The organism is Caulobacter sp. Root1455, from assembly GCF_001426905.1.
Taxonomy (GTDB): Bacteria; Pseudomonadota; Alphaproteobacteria; order Caulobacterales; family Caulobacteraceae; genus Caulobacter.
In genome coordinates, this window is record NZ_LMFQ01000001.1 from 350,300 (window position 1) to 364,110 (window position 13,811).

Genomic DNA, 13,811 nt, shown 5'->3' on the forward strand with positions numbered 1-13,811 from the left:
CGTGCAGTTCCAGCGTCTGCGCCTTCAAGGATTCAAATCCTTCGTCGAACCGACCGAGTTCCGGATCGAGCCCGGCCTGACGGGCGTCGTCGGGCCCAACGGCTGCGGCAAGTCCAACCTGCTGGAAGCCCTGCGCTGGGTGATGGGCGCCAACTCGGCCAAGGCCATGCGCGCGGGCGGCATGGACGACGTGATCTTCGCCGGCAGCGGCAATCGCCCGGCCCGCAACCACGCCGACGTCACCCTGACCATCGACAACGCCGAACGCACCGCCCCGGCCCAGTTCAATGACGACCCGGTGCTGGAGGTCGTGCGCCGCATCGACCGGGGCGAGGGCTCGACCTACCGCATCAACGGCCGCGAGGTCCGCGCGCGGGATGTCCAGCTGCTGTTCGCCGACGCCTCGACCGGGGCCAACTCGCCGGCCCTGGTCCGCCAGGGCCAGATCAGCGAGCTGATCGGCGCCAAGCCGCAGAACCGCCGCCGCATCCTGGAAGAGGCCGCCGGCGTCTCGGGTCTGCACACCCGCCGCCACGAGGCCGAGCTGAGGCTGCGCGCCGCCGAGGCCAATCTCTCGCGCCTCGAGGACGTGGCCGGCGAGCTGGAGACCGCCCTGAACCGGCTTCGCCGCGAAGCCCGGCAGGCCGAGAAGTACAAGCGCCTGTCGGCCGAGATCCGCGCCGTGCAGGGCGCCGTGCTCTACACCCGCTGGACCGAGGCCCGCGACACCCTCAACCGCACCCAGAGCGACGCCACCGAAGCGGCCCGTAGCGTCGAGGACACCGCCCGCGCCGCCGCCGCGGCCCAGACCGCGATCCTGACGGCCGAGACCGCCATGCCGCCGCTGCGCGAGGAAGCCTCGATCGCCCAGGCCGTCCTGGGCCAGCTGGCCATCCAGAAGGACCGGGCCGAGCGCGAGTCCCAGGCGGCGGCCGCCGAGTTCGAACGGCTGTCGGCCGACCTGACCCGCATCGACGACGACCGGGCGCGCGAGGCGCAGGGCCTGCAGGACGCCGTCCAGGCCCTGGCCCGCGCCGACGCCGAGCTGACCGAGCTGCGCGCCCAGATGGCCGCCGCCCCGGCGCGCGGGCCCGAGCTGGCCGCCGCCGCCAAGGCCGCCGAGGAGGCGCGCGCCAAGGCCGACGCCGAGGTCGAGCAGCTGGCCGCCCGCGCCGCCGCCGAGGACGCCCGGGCCCGCGCCGCCGCCCAGCGCCTGGCCGAGGCCGAGAGCCGTCTGGCCCGCACCGTCCGCGCCCTGGACCAGGCCAAGTCCGAACGCGCCGCCGTCGGCCCCGTGGTCGACCCGGCCGCCGCCGAGGCCCGCCAGCGCTTCGCCAACGCCGAGGCCGGTCTGGCGTCAGCCCGGCAGGCGCTCGAGGAAGCCGAGGCCGTCCGCGTCAAGGCCGCCGCCGCCGAGGCCCAGTCCCGCGACCTGGCCCGCAAGGTCGAGGACCAGCTGGGCCGCCTGCGCACCGAGGCCCGCGGCCTGGCCCAGCTGACCGCCCCGCGCGCCAAGAGCGGCTTCTCGCCGGCCCTGGACGCGGTGACGCCCGAGAAGGGCTACGGCGCCGCCCTGGCCGCCGCCCTGGGCGACGACCTGGAGGCGGCGCTCGACTCCCGCGCCCCGTCGTTCTGGGCGGGCGGAGAGGCCTCCGCCGTCGCCTGGCCGGAGGGCGCGACGCCGCTGGCCCCGCTGATCAAGGCCCCGCCGGAACTGGCCGCCCGGCTGTCGCACGTGGCCGTGGTCGCCCGGACCGACGGCGACCGCCTGGCCAGGAGCCTGCCCGTCGGCGCGCGGCTGGTCTCCAAGGAAGGCGACCTGTGGCGCTGGGACGGCTTCGTGGCCCGCGCCGACGCGCCCAAGCCCGCCGCCGTCCGCCTGGAGCAGCGCACCCGCCTGGCCGAGGTCGAGGCCGAGATCGACCAGGTCGCGCCGCGCGCCGAGGCCGCGACCGCCGCCCTGAAGACCGCCGCCGACGCCCTGCGAGTGGCCGAGGAAACGCTCCGGGACAAGCGCCGGGGTCCGCCCGAGGCCGAGCGCCTGCTGACCGGGGCCCGCGAGGCCGTGACCCGCTACGAGCGCGAGGCCGCCCAGCGCGAGGCCCGCGCCCAGTCGCTGGACGACACCATCGCCCGCTTCGAGGCCGAACGGGTCGAGGCCGACACGGCCCTGGCCGCCGTCCGGGCCGAGACCGCCGAGGCCGAAAGCGTCGCCGACCTGGCCCCGCTGCTGGCCGCCGCCCGCCAGGCCGCGACCGCCGCGCGGGAAGCCGCCGCCGCCGCCCGCTCGGCCCTGGACCAGGAGACCCGCGAGACCGCCGGCCGCCAGCGCCGCCTGGAGACCCTGGAGCGCGACCACGCCGACTGGGCCAAGCGCCGCGAAGCCTCGGCCAGGCGCGAGACCAGCTTGGACGCCGACCGGGTCAAGGCCGCCGCCGCCCTGGAGGCCGCCCGCGAGGCCCCGACCGTGCTGGCCGAGAAGCTGGTGGTGATCGTCGAACAGTTCGCCGCCGCCGAGGACCGCCGCGCCAAGGCCTCGGACGCCCTGGAGGCCGCCGAGACCGCCCGCCTCGCCGCCGACCGCGCCGCCCGCGCCGCCGAGCAGGCCGCCTCGGAGGCCCGCGAGAAGCGCGCCGCCCTGGTCGCCACCCTGGACGCCGTCCGCGACCGCTTCGCCGAGGTGGCCGGGGCCATCCGCGAACAGGCCCGGATGGAGCCCGAGGAGCTGGGCCGTCACGTGGCCGGCGAGGCCGTGGCCGTGCCCAAGGACGCGGCGGGCGTGGAAGCTCACCTGTTCGCCCTCGAACGAGAGCGCGACGCCATCGGTCCGGTGAACCTCCGCGCCGAGGAGGAGGCCAACGAATACGCCGCGCGGCTGGAGACCATGCGCACCGAGCGGGCCGACCTGTCGGGTGCGGTGAGCAAGCTGCGGGCCGGGATCGAGGAGCTGAACGCCGAGGGCCGCGAGCGCCTGCTGGCGGCGTTCGAAGTGATCAACGCCCACTTCCAGACCCTCTTCCAGGCCCTGTTCGGCGGCGGCCAGGCCGAACTGCGGCTGGTCGAGAACGACGATCCGCTGGAGGCCGGCCTGGAGATCTTCGCCTGCCCGCCCGGCAAGCGCATGGCCTCGATGAGCCTGATGAGCGGCGGCGAGCAGGCCCTGACCGCCAGCGCCCTGATCTTCGGCGTCTTCCTGGCCAACCCGGCCCCGATCTGCGTGCTGGACGAAGTCGACGCGCCGCTCGATGACGCCAATGTCGACCGCTACTGCAACATGCTGGACGAGATGCGCCGGCGGACCAAGACGCGGTTCATCGCCATCACCCACAATCCGGTGACCATGAGCCGGATGGACCGGTTGTTCGGGGTGACCATGGCCGAGCGCGGCGTCAGCCAGCTGGTCAGCGTGGATCTGAGCACCGCGGAGCAGCTGGTGGCGGCGCAATAGCGCGGCGGCTCACTCACTTGCCCCCACCTGACGGCTTCGCCGTCTGTCCGCCCCCATAGGGGGCGGAGGAGGTGCGCACGGCCTCCTCTTCCCCCTCTGGGGGAAGACGGTCGCGAAGCGACCCGTAGGGGGCAAGTGCTAGCCGCCGAAAAGGTCGGCGGCAGTCCCAAAATTACTTCTGGCGGGCCTTGCGGGCGGCGTACTTGGCGTCGCGGGCGGCCTTCTGCTCGGCTTGGGTCAGGGCCTTGCGTTCCTTGCGGTCGGCGCGCTTCTCGGCCAGGGCCGCTTCTTCGCGCGCCAGGATTTCCTGACGGGCGGCTTCCTTGATCGCGGCGCGTTCGGCGCGGACACGTTCCAGCTCGGCTTCGCGCTCGGCGTGGCGCTGCTCGAAGTTGGGGTCCTGAACGGTGGGCTTCACCTTCATCTTGGCCAGCATGGCCTTCTTGGCTTCGGCGGCGGCGGTGATGCGATCGGCGAAGCCGGTGTTCTTCAGATGCGACATGAATCTTCTGGTTGGTGGAAAGTGCGCTCCTAAGACCCCAAAACGCCGGGAAAAGCAATTGACGATCCCCGGCGCGAATGGACACAGGCCCATCGCGCCGGGGATTTCGGGCCTTTATTTCTCGATCCGATAAACGGCGTAGCTGTGCGGCGCGACGGCGGCGGCGAACTCGGTGCGGGCCGGCACGCCCTGGCGGCGCCAGGCGTCGGCCTTGCTGTCGGCGGGCTTGGCCTCGACCAGCTTGCCGCTGGTCATGTCGCGCAGCTTCACCCCCGCGCCCAGCAGCGACAGGTTCACGTCCGTGTCGTCGTCGCGGAACGACTGCACCACGAAGGTCCCGTTGTCGTAGGCGAACAGGCTGACCCGGTCCGGCGCGTCCAGCCGGACCGGGAAGTCGCGCTGCAGGTAGCGCTTGATCTCGGTCGTCACGCCCTGGGGCAGGTTGTAGAGGTCGCCCGGGTTCTCCGGCATGGTGATCACATAGAGCACCCCGCCGCCGTAGCGGTTCATCAGCAGGATGGGGAAGCCCTTGGCGTTGGCCACGCCCCGGATGATCCCCCAGCTGTCGTTGGTGTAGAAGGCCAGTTCCGGAAACAGCACCGGCGGATTGTCGCGCTTGGGGTCGTTCAGGCTCTCGCCGTTGCCCGCGCCGTAGCCGTTGAGGAAGTCGTGCAGGGCCACCTTGCGGCCGGTGTCGCGCACCTCGAGGATGTCCTCGATGCCCTTGCCCTGCAGCGCCCCCAGCAGGCCCGAGGTGATGAACACCGTCTTGCCGGCCAGCAGGTTGCCCTTGATCTCCTCGACGATCCTGGGGTCCTTGGCCGCCGCCTGGGTCAGCAGGGCGACGTCGGCGTTCTTGGGGAAGTTGGGCGACAGCTCGATCGGAATGCCGATATTGCCCAGATAGTTGTGCAGGAAGTCCTCGCCCGACGACTGGTAGGGCTTGTACGACGCGACGCCGATCGGCCGGCCCAGATAGCCCAGGTCCTTGTCGATCTTCTCCAGCGACCAGCCGGCCGCGCGGCCCCAGCCGGGACCCGGGTCATTGGCCTGGCCCGAGGGCTTGTAGCTGGCGACCATCGCCTTCCAGTCGAAGCTGGTGGCCTTGTCCTTCCACGGACGCGCGCCCGGCTCGACGGCCTTCGCCTCGTTCATCGGCCGCCAGTTGAACAGGGTGATCTCCGGCGCCTTGGCCAGCAGGGTGTCCCACAGCTGCTCGGCGTAGCGGTCGACATACAGGGTCGAGAAGGTGTCGACCCAGCCGCCGCCGTTGCCCTTGCCGCCGTTGGAGCCGACCGGGCGGATGTTGTCGAAGTAGCGGATGATCGAATAGCTCTCGTACTGCTGCAGCAGCTGATCGGTGACCACCGGGTCGCGGGTCTCGGTGCCGGTGTAGATGCCGTCGAACATCTGCGACTGCTTCTCCAGGTCGTAGCCGGTGCCTTGGAAGTGCTCGTACCAGTTGGGGTACTTGATGATCATCCGCACCTTGGGATTGACCGCCTTGGCCGGGCCCAGGACCAGGTCCTGGCTAACCTTGCGCATGGTCTCCAGCCGGTACTGGGTCCAGGATCGGTCGCCCTTGGCGGCGATGTCGGCCGGGCTCTTGGACGTGTAGAAGAAGAAGTCGTCGAGGATCACCTCGTCGAAGTGCTTGGCCGCCAGGCGCACCGCCTTCTCGCACTCGGCCCGGTGGGCGGGGTTCTCGTAGTCGAAGGTGCCGAACTGGCCGCCCTCGCCGCCGGTCGCCAGGGTGATCCCGCCGGCCACCGTGACGCCGCGCTCCTCGAACCAGCCCTTGACCCGCTCGATCTGCTCGTCGGTGGCGAAGTTGCTGCTGCGGTAGACCTCCAGATAGACCTTGTCGAAGTGCAGCTGGCGGCTGGCGCGCTCGAACTCGCGGTCGAAGGTGGCCTTGTCGGCCAGCTCCTTGGCGTTGTTGACGGCGATGTAGATGGCGGCGTGGAAGTTCTTGTAGGCCGGCAGGGGCTGGGCGGCCGGAGCGGCCTGGGCGCTGGACGACAGCCCGGCGGGGGCGAGGATCGCCAACAGCGCCGCGGCGCCGAGCAGGTTTCCGGTCAGGCGGATCATGGCGTGTTCTTCCCTCGATGAGCCCTTCGCCGGCGCATCGAGGCGACCGGTCATGGTTGCGGTAACACTGGATTGGTATGACGAATGTTGCGAGGGGAATTTTCGCGAAGACGGCGAAGGCTCCCTCCGGCCCCGCGAGGCGCCTCTCTCCGAGGAGAGGATCCAGAGCGCCGGATGCTTCGCTTTGGAGGCGCTGTCGCGGAGCGGCCGGGAGGTCTTTCCTGGGCCTGATCCGTCCCCTTACGTAGAAATCCGGCGAAATCGCGGTTGACCTTGCGGCGCCGATCGGGGCTTGAAGGACGGACTTGCCGACACTCACCGGAATTTCGCGAAAAGCCGTTATAAAACTGCAACTTGACGGATATTTTCCCCAACTTGACGCACTGCGGCGCGATCTATAGGTTCCGCCGCGATCAAGCTGGGTCTGGGGGACGGCTCTCTCGGGCCATCGCAGGACCCTACAACTCCAATGCCCAAGGTTGACGATCCGCGCGAAGAGGCGCTACGCCGCCTCGACGAACGGGCCGAAGCGCTTAAGGCCAGCACGGCTCGGCCTGAGTCGCGGGCGGGCGAGATGAACGCCTCGAGCCAGGCCTATAAGATCCTGGCCGAACTGGTGGGCGGGGTGCTTATCGGGCTGGCCCTGGGCGCGATCGTGGATCGGTTCGCCAAGACCGGGCCTTGGGGTTTGATCGGCGGGGTCCTTCTGGGCTTCGCCTTGTCGTTGTTCATGGCGCGTCGCACGGCCAACCGGCTGATGGCGCAGGCGAAGGCGGAAGAGGCGGCGCGATCGCAAGCCTCCAAGCCCAAAGTAGACTAGGAGCGAAAGGCCCGATGGCCGATCCGTTGCATCAGTTCAAGATCGAGAAGATCATCGACCTTCCCGACGTCACCCTTCCGGGGTTGGGCCAGGTCGATCTCGCGATCACCAACTCGCATGTCGCCATGACCGTCGCTTTCGCGGCGATCGTGCTGTTCCTGACCGCCGTGACCTCCAAGGCGCAGATCGTGCCCGGCCGACTTCAAGTCGTCGGCGAGGGCGTGTTCGGCCTGATCGACAACCTGACGGACTCGATCATCGGCCACGAGGGCCGCAAGCTGTTCCCGTTCGTGTTCACGATCTTCACCCTGATCCTGGGCATGAACTTCCTGGGCCTGATGCTGGCCTTCACCGCCACCTCGCAGATCGCGGTGACCGCCACCTTCGGCGTGCTGACCATCGGCCTGGTGCTGATCATCGGCTTCGCCAAGCACGGCCTGGGCTTCTTCAAGCTGTTCGTGCCGTCGGGCGTGCCGTGGGTGCTGCTGCCGGTGATCGTGCTGATCGAGTTCGCCTCGTTCCTGCTGCGCCCGGTGACCCTGACCCTTCGTCTGTTCGGCAACATGATGGGCGGCCACGTGGCCCTCAAGGTGTTCGCCGGCTTCGTGGCGGCCGCCGTGATCGGACAGATCGGCCTGCTGGGCATTCCGGTCGGCATCCTGTCGATCGGCATGGTCACCGCCCTGACCGCTCTGGAATTCCTGGTGGCCTTCCTCCAGGCCTTCGTTTTCGCCGTTCTGACCTGCATCTATCTCAATGATGTGGTCAATCTGGGTCATGGCCACTAAGGCTCGGACCCAACCCGCTATCACCACTCAACCTCTTACCAACTAGGACAAGACAACTATGGACGCAGCAGCCGCCAAGCTCATCGGTGCCGGCCTCGCCACCCTCGGAATGATCGGCGCCGGCATCGGCGTGGGCAACATCTTCGGCAGCTTCCTGACGGGCGCCCTGCGCAACCCGTCGGCCGCCGCCAGCCAGATCGGCAACCTGTTCGTGGGCGCGGCTCTGGCCGAAGCCCTGGGCATCCTGGCCTTCGTGCTCGGCATCCTGATCTACTCGGCCTAACGCCGGACCTGATTGACGGCGGCGCCGCACGGCGCCGCCGCGACCCCTCTACCGGACGATTTTAGGTAATGGCTGATCCCACACAGTCCGCTCCGGCGGTCTCGACCCACGGCGCCGGGGCCTCTCCCGCGCCGGGCGCAACCCATGAGGCGTCGGGCGCCGAGCACGGCTCGGGCGGCCTGCCGCAGTTCGAGTTCCAGCACTGGGGCGGCCAGATCGCCTACCTGCTGGTGCTGTTCGCCATCCTGTACGTGCTGATCGCGCGCGTCTTCACGCCGCGCATGCGGGCCGTGATCGACGAACGCGCCAGCCGGATCGCCGGCGCTCTGGAAGCCGCGCGTCAGGTGCAGGCCGAAGCCCTGGAGCAATCCCGGGCGGCGGCGGCCGAAGTGGCCGAAGCCCGCGCCCGCTCGCAGGCCCTGGCCTTCGACGCGCGCGCCAAGGCCAACGCCGAAGCGGCGGAACGCTCCGCCGTGGAAGAGGCCAAGCTGGCCTCGCACCTCGCCGAAGCCGAAACCCGCATCCAGGGCCTGCGCGACTCCGCCATGGCCTCGGTCGGCGCGGTGGCCGGCGAAACCGCTCAGGCCATCATCCAGAAGCTGACCGGCAAGGCCGCCTCGGCCGCGGACCTCAAGGCCGCGACCGCTCTGAGCGGAGGAGCCGCCTGATGCCCGCGTTTTTCGAAGGCGAATTCTGGAACATCGCCAATCCGGAACTGTGGGTCGGCGTCGGCCTGATCCTGTTCATCGCGATCGTGATCTGGGCCAAGGCCCCGGGGATGATCGCGGGCAAGCTGGACGAGACGGCCGCCAAGATCCAGTCCGACCTCGACGAGGCCGCCCGGATCCGCGCCGAAGCCGAAGCGCTGCTGGCCAACATCCGCGCCGAGCGCGAGGAAGCCGAACGCCAGGCGACAGCCATGCTCGCCGCGGCCAAGGCCGACGTCGCGCAGATGCAGATCGAGGCCAAGGCCAAGCTCGAGGAACAGATCAAGCGCCGCGCCGAAATGGCCGAACGCAAGATCGCCCAGTCCGAGGCCCAGGCCCAGGCGGACGTCAAGGCCGCCGCGGTCGACCTGGCCGCCCAGATCGCCGAGCAGGTTCTGGTCGCCCGCCTCGCGGCCGGCGGTTCGGACGGCCTGGTGGACACGGCCATCGGCCAGATCGGCGCGAAGCTGCAATAGCGGTTCGGACCGACGACAACATCAAGGGCGCGCTCCGCGAGGGGCGCGCCCTTTTTTGTTTGGGCCGGCCCAAGGCCCTCCCCCTGTGGGGGAGGCGATCGCGCAGCGATCGGTGGGGGGAGTTTGAGGATCGAAGATCGCGGATCAAGCCGCCTGCCGAACACTCCCCCCTCCGTCGGCTTCGCCGACACCTCCCCCACAGGGGGAGGGCCTAGAGAGCGCTGGCGTTAGACCGGCTGCTTCCGCAACCAGCGACGCCGCAGGTATTTCCGCCCGCGCTTGAGCACCCGCCAGTGGGCCTTGCGCAGGATCAGCTTCTCCGACCGCAGCAACTGCTGCCAGGCCACCAGCATGATCTCCGGCTCGCGGCGCATCAGCCTGCGGATCGGGAAGATCAGCTTGGGATGGCGGCGCTGCCAGCGCAGGAAGCGGCGCTTGGCCTGGAACGAGTTGCGCAGCACGATCATCAGCCCGACAACCAGCAGCGGCAGGCCCAGGTGGCCCGGCAGGGGCGTCAGGACGATCCCGGCCAGCAGCACCACTATGCCCAAGGCCAGCGCCGCCCAGCGGGCGACGCGTCCCGTGGTTTCCCGCAGGATCAGGGCCAGACGGCGACGGCGGCGGTAGAGCCTCGAAGGCAGTCTGGCGAGCGTCTCGGCCGGCGAGTTCACGAATACCGCTTGAGCGAACGGCGCTTAAGCGACTGACGCTTGAGGGACCGGCGCCAGCGCTTGGCCACGCGCCAGCGGCGCGGCATGACCAGACGCTCCATGCGCAGGACCTGCTGCCAGGCCACCGGCAGCACCTCCGGCTCGCGGCGAAGCAGCCGGCGCAGCGGAAACAGCAGCTTGGGATGGGCGTGCTGGAAGCGCACGAACTGCTTGCGGGCCTTGAACGAGTTGCGCAGCACCAGCATCAGGCCGACCACCGTCACCGGCACGCCCAACGGGCCGGGCAGCGGCGCGATCAGGACACCCGCCACCACCAGCACCAGGCCCAGCGTCACCAGCAGGACGCGCGAAATCCGCCCGAGAAGCTCGCGGGCGAGTTCATCGGCGGCGGAGAAACGCACGGGCGGCATGGCGAGGGCAAGGTTCATGGGCAGGAAGAAACGGGTTCCGTGGTCCGTTTGATCCCGGCGACGGCCGGCCTCCTCGGCTCACTGGACCCGATATGAGAACGGGGCGCCCTTCCGTAAAGGCGCCCCGTTCCGATTCGTCAGACTGTGGCGCCTATTCCGCCGCCAGTGGCGCGGCGGCCACAGGTTTCCACCTCAAGCGTGGTTTACGCGCCGCCTGGGTCTCGTCCAGGCGCTTGAGCGGCGCGTGGTAAGGGGCGCCCTTGAAGCGGTCGACGTCGCCGCCTTTCGCGGCCCCGGCCAGGGCGCGCAGCGCGACGACGAAGCGGTCCAGCTCCTGCTTGCTCTCGGTCTCGGTCGGCTCGATCAGCATCGCGCCGTGGACGACCAGCGGGAAGTACATGGTCATCGGGTGGAAGCCCTCGTCGATCATCGCCTTGGCGAAGTCGAGCGTGGTCACCCCGGTGCCCTCCAGCCAGGTGTCGTCGAACAGGGCCTCGTGCATGCACGGGCCGTTCGGGAAGGCCGGGCTCATCAGGTCGCTCAGGCGGGCCTTGATGTAGTTGGCGTTCAGCACGGCGTCCTCGGCCACCTGCTTGAGGCCGTCGGCCCCGTGGCTGAGCATGTAGGCGTAGGCCCGCACGAACATGCCCATCTGGCCGTGGAAGGCGCTCATCCGGCCGAAGGCCTGGGCGGCGGGGCCCCTGGCCTCCTCGACCAGCGCGAAGCGGTGATCCTGGCTGACCACCCACGGGGTCGGGGCGAACGGGGCCAGGGCCGCTGACAGCACCACCGGACCCGCGCCAGGACCGCCGCCGCCGTGCGGGGTGGAAAAGGTCTTGTGCAGGTTGATGTGCATGGCGTCGACGCCCAGGTCGCCCGGGCGGACCCGGCCGACGATGGCGTTGAAGTTGGCGCCGTCGCAGTAGAAGTACGCCCCCGCCGCGTGGGTTAGGCGGGCGATCTCGACCACGTCGCGCTCGAACAGGCCGCAGGTGTTGGGGTTGGTGACCATGATGGCGGCCACGTGGTCGCCCAGCTTGGCCTCCAGGTCGGCCAGGTCGACCCGGCCGTCGTCGGTCTGGGCGATCTCCACGACCGTGTAGCCGCAGAAGGCCGCCGTGGCCGGGTTGGTGCCGTGGGCGCTGGTCGGGGCCAGGACGGTCTTGCGATGGCCCTGCCCGTTGGCTTCATGGGCGGCGCGGATGGCCAGCAGGCCGCACAGCTCGCCGTGGGCGCCGGCCTTGGGGCTCAGCGCGACGGCGGGCATGCCGGTCAGGGTCTTCAGCCAGTGGGCCAGGCGATCCATCAGCTCGATCGCGCCCTGCACCGTCGATTGCGGCTGCAGCGGGTGGATGTCGGAGAAGCCCGGCAGGCGCGCCATCTTCTCGTTCAGGCGCGGGTTGTGCTTCATCGTGCACGAGCCCAGCGGATAGAGGGCCAGGTCGATGGCGTGGTTCTTCTGGCTCAGGCGCACGTAGTGGCGCACGGCCTCGGGCTCGGACAGGCCCGGCAGGCCGATCGGCGCGGTGCGGACCAGGTCGCCCAGGTCGTCGGCGGCCGGGGCGTCGGGCAGGTCGACGCCGGTCTTGTCCCAGGCGTTCAGTTCGAAGATCAGCGCCTCGTCCTGCAGCAGGCCGCGGGCCCCGGTCAGGGTGGGGTGGACGTAGTCGTTGGCGTCGCCAGTCGCGGAGGGGGGCTCGGGACGGGTCGGCCGTCCGACGGAATTCATGCTCATTGGTTCGAACCCTTGGGGGCCAGCACCTTGGTCAGGGCCTTGGAGAAGAGGGTGATGTCGCTGTCGGGCGTGGTCTCGGTGACGGCGACCAGCAGGACGTCGTCGAGGCCGGCCGACGGATCCAGACGCGAGAACGGCACGCCGGCGATGACGCCGTTGGCGGCCAGGGTCTCGACCAGCTCGGCGGCGTTGACCGGAAGCTTGACGGCGAACTCGTTGAAGAAGCGCGGGGTCAGGATCTCGACGCCCGGCACGGCCGCCAGGGCGTCGCGCAGGGCCACGGCCTTCTGGTGGTTGACCAGGGCCAGCCGGCGCAGGCCCTTCTCGCCCAGCAGGCTCATGTGGATGCTGAAGGCCAGGGCGCACAGGCCGCTGTTGGTGCAGATGTTCGACGTGGCCTTGTCGCGGCGGATGTGCTGCTCGCGGGTCGACAGGGTCAGGACGAAGCCGCGACGGCCCTCGGCGTCGACGGTCTCGCCGCAGAGGCGGCCCGGGGCCTGGCGGACGTATTTCTCCTTGCAGGCGAACAGGCCGACATAGGGGCCGCCGAAGTTCAGGCCGTTGCCGATCGACTGGCCCTCGGCCACGACGATGTCGGCGCCCATCTCGCCGGGCGACTTGAGCAGGCCGTACGAGACGGCCTCGGTGGTGACCACGATCAGCAGGGCGCCGGCGGCCTGGGCGGCGGCGGCGATCCTGGTCACGTCGGTCGCCGTGCCGAACACGTTCGGGGTCTGGACGACGACGCAGGCGGTGTCGGCGTCGATGGCGGCGATCACCGCGTCCTCGGCGTCGACGGCGGGGGCCAGGCGATCGGTGGCCACGCCGGCCGCGTGGGCCAGGGTCTCGACCGTGCCGACATACTGCGGGTGCACGCCGCCCGACAGGACGGCCTTGTTCCGGCGCGTGATCCGGGCGGCCATCATCACCGCCTCGGCGGCGGCGGTGGAGCCGTCATAGAGCGAGGCGTTGGCCACCTCCATGCCGGTCAGGGCCGCGACCTGGGTCTGGAACTCGAACAGCACCTGCAGCGTGCCCTGGGCGATCTCGGGCTGGTAGGGCGTGTAGCTGGTCAGGAACTCCGACCGCTGGATGATGTGGTCGACGGTGGCCGGAACGTGGTGGCGATAGGCCCCCGCCCCCACGAAGAACGGGCCTTCCGACGCCGAGCGGTTGCGGCGCGACAGGGCCAGCATCTCGCGCTCGACCTCCAGCTCGCCGGCGTGGAACGGCAGGTCGACCGGGTCCTTGCGGTAGGCGACGGCTGGAACGTCGACGAACAGCTCGTCGATCGACTCCGCGCCGATGACGCCGAGCATGTCGGCGCGATCTTGGGGTGTGAGGGGGAGGTAGCGCATCTAGATCGACTTTCCGAAAAGGGCGTCCGTCAGGCGTTGAAAGATGGGTTTGGCGGGTTTGGCTTCACGTTCGGCGCGAGCCTTGGCGAGGGCTACGGCGACGGTCGCCTGGTAGGCTTCCGCCGCCAACTGGGTCTCGATGTCGCCGGCGAGCCAGTCGCGGAAGTCGGCCCGTTCGGCGGTTCCGGAGGACTGAATGCCCATCGACCAGGCCGGCGGCGGTTGACCGGTCGCGGGCGTCGCGCAGACGGCGCCGTCGCCCATGACCACGAACGAGGCGGTGGCCTCGGCGAGATCGAAGACCAAATCGAGGACCGCGTCGTCGAACCGCTCCAGGTCGATCACGGCGATGTCGTCTTCGGGATCGACAGTCACGACCAGGACGGTCTGGCCGGCGAGGCCGACCTCGCCGTCCGCGCCGAGCGTCGCGCCGGCCGCGGCCAGGGCCTTCTCCACCGCCGCCCCATAGGCCGCCGGGGCGGGCGTCAGGGTCGAGTTGTGGAGAAGGACCTGGACCATGGC

At 70.1% G+C, this 13,811-nt stretch carries 13 protein-coding genes; 6 read left to right on the forward strand and 7 right to left on the reverse strand.

The genetic code is table 11. The features are described from left to right. Position 1 precedes the first annotated feature (1 nt). Complete coding sequence (gene smc, locus ASD21_RS01415) at positions 2-3,448, forward strand: chromosome segregation protein SMC (RefSeq protein WP_056435612.1); 3,447 nt, start codon at positions 2-4, stop codon at positions 3,446-3,448. A 172-nt stretch (positions 3,449-3,620) separates the two neighbouring features. Here the strand turns inward: smc and ASD21_RS01420 are convergent, their stop codons facing one another. Next, positions 3,621-3,950 carry a DUF6481 family protein gene (locus ASD21_RS01420; RefSeq protein WP_028037484.1) on the reverse strand — a complete coding sequence of 110 codons (330 nt, stop codon included), beginning with the start codon at positions 3,948-3,950 and terminating at the stop codon, positions 3,621-3,623. A 114-nt stretch (positions 3,951-4,064) separates the two neighbouring features. Continuing rightward, entirely contained in the window at positions 4,065-6,041 is a 1,977-nt protein-coding gene (locus ASD21_RS01425; protein ID WP_056435615.1) for a hypothetical protein, read from the reverse strand. Between the two features lie 469 nt (positions 6,042-6,510). On the opposite strand from ASD21_RS01425, the gene ASD21_RS01430 reads away from it, so the two are divergent. From ASD21_RS01430 to ASD21_RS01450, 5 genes are all read left to right on the forward strand, one after another. Further along, positions 6,511-6,861, forward strand: coding sequence for an AtpZ/AtpI family protein (locus ASD21_RS01430; protein WP_056435618.1), 351 nt, complete (start codon positions 6,511-6,513; stop codon positions 6,859-6,861). Positions 6,862-6,875: 14 nt separating this feature from the next. After that, entirely contained in the window at positions 6,876-7,649 is a 774-nt protein-coding gene (locus ASD21_RS01435; RefSeq protein WP_056435621.1) for a F0F1 ATP synthase subunit A, read from the forward strand. Positions 7,650-7,707: 58 nt separating this feature from the next. Then, a complete protein-coding gene (locus ASD21_RS01440) occupies positions 7,708-7,932 on the forward strand; it encodes a F0F1 ATP synthase subunit C (protein ID WP_012288375.1) in 225 nt (74 codons plus the stop codon). Between the two features lie 68 nt (positions 7,933-8,000). After that, on the forward strand, positions 8,001-8,600 hold the full coding sequence (locus tag ASD21_RS01445; protein WP_056435624.1) for a F0F1 ATP synthase subunit B family protein: 600 nt from the start codon (positions 8,001-8,003) through the stop codon (positions 8,598-8,600). Next, the gene (locus ASD21_RS01450) at positions 8,600-9,115 is read left to right on the forward strand and encodes a F0F1 ATP synthase subunit B (RefSeq protein WP_056435626.1); all 516 of its coding nucleotides are present in this window, start codon (positions 8,600-8,602) and stop codon (positions 9,113-9,115) included. The genes ASD21_RS01445 and ASD21_RS01450 overlap by 1 nt, the downstream gene beginning before the upstream one ends. A 227-nt stretch (positions 9,116-9,342) precedes the next feature. Here the strand turns inward: ASD21_RS01450 and ASD21_RS01455 are convergent, their stop codons facing one another. The 5 genes from ASD21_RS01455 to ASD21_RS01475 all read right to left on the reverse strand — a co-directional run bounded on the left by ASD21_RS01455 (position 9,343) and on the right by ASD21_RS01475 (position 13,808). Then, a complete protein-coding gene (locus ASD21_RS01455) occupies positions 9,343-9,786 on the reverse strand; it encodes a PGPGW domain-containing protein (protein ID WP_056435629.1) in 444 nt (147 codons plus the stop codon). Next, positions 9,783-10,214, reverse strand: coding sequence for a hypothetical protein (locus ASD21_RS01460; RefSeq protein WP_056435632.1), 432 nt, complete (start codon positions 10,212-10,214; stop codon positions 9,783-9,785). Before ASD21_RS01460 ends, ASD21_RS01455 begins: the two co-directional genes overlap by 4 nt. A gap of 133 nt (positions 10,215-10,347) precedes the next feature. Continuing rightward, complete coding sequence (gene gcvPB, locus ASD21_RS01465; protein WP_056435634.1) at positions 10,348-11,931, reverse strand: aminomethyl-transferring glycine dehydrogenase subunit GcvPB; 1,584 nt, start codon at positions 11,929-11,931, stop codon at positions 10,348-10,350. Continuing rightward, the gene (gcvPA, locus tag ASD21_RS01470) at positions 11,928-13,289 is read right to left on the reverse strand and encodes an aminomethyl-transferring glycine dehydrogenase subunit GcvPA (protein WP_056435637.1); all 1,362 of its coding nucleotides are present in this window, start codon (positions 13,287-13,289) and stop codon (positions 11,928-11,930) included. Before gcvPA ends, gcvPB begins: the two co-directional genes overlap by 4 nt. Next, positions 13,290-13,808, reverse strand: a complete 519-nt coding sequence (locus ASD21_RS01475) for a hypothetical protein (RefSeq protein ID WP_056435640.1) — start codon at positions 13,806-13,808, stop codon at positions 13,290-13,292. Positions 13,809-13,811: the final 3 nt, after the last annotated feature.

Bases quoted from the DNA above. Each gene is read 5' to 3' on its own strand.
- ASD21_RS01450 (WP_056435626.1), top strand. From the start codon at position 8,600: ATGCCCGCGTTTTTCGAAGGCGAATTCTGGAACATCGCCAATCCGGAA.
- ASD21_RS01420 (WP_028037484.1), bottom strand. From the start codon at position 3,950: ATGTCGCATCTGAAGAACACCGGCTTCGCCGATCGCATCACCGCCGCC.
- gcvPB (WP_056435634.1), bottom strand. From the start codon at position 11,931: ATGAGCATGAATTCCGTCGGACGGCCGACCCGTCCCGAGCCCCCCTCC.
- gcvPA (WP_056435637.1), bottom strand. From the start codon at position 13,289: ATGCGCTACCTCCCCCTCACACCCCAAGATCGCGCCGACATGCTCGGC.
- ASD21_RS01440 (WP_012288375.1), top strand. From the start codon at position 7,708: ATGGACGCAGCAGCCGCCAAGCTCATCGGTGCCGGCCTCGCCACCCTC.
- ASD21_RS01425 (WP_056435615.1), bottom strand. From the start codon at position 6,041: ATGATCCGCCTGACCGGAAACCTGCTCGGCGCCGCGGCGCTGTTGGCG.
- ASD21_RS01475 (WP_056435640.1), bottom strand. From the start codon at position 13,808: ATGGTCCAGGTCCTTCTCCACAACTCGACCCTGACGCCCGCCCCGGCG.
- ASD21_RS01430 (WP_056435618.1), top strand. From the start codon at position 6,511: ATGCCCAAGGTTGACGATCCGCGCGAAGAGGCGCTACGCCGCCTCGAC.
- ASD21_RS01435 (WP_056435621.1), top strand. From the start codon at position 6,876: ATGGCCGATCCGTTGCATCAGTTCAAGATCGAGAAGATCATCGACCTT.
- ASD21_RS01460 (WP_056435632.1), bottom strand. From the start codon at position 10,214: ATGAACCTTGCCCTCGCCATGCCGCCCGTGCGTTTCTCCGCCGCCGAT.
- ASD21_RS01445 (WP_056435624.1), top strand. From the start codon at position 8,001: ATGGCTGATCCCACACAGTCCGCTCCGGCGGTCTCGACCCACGGCGCC.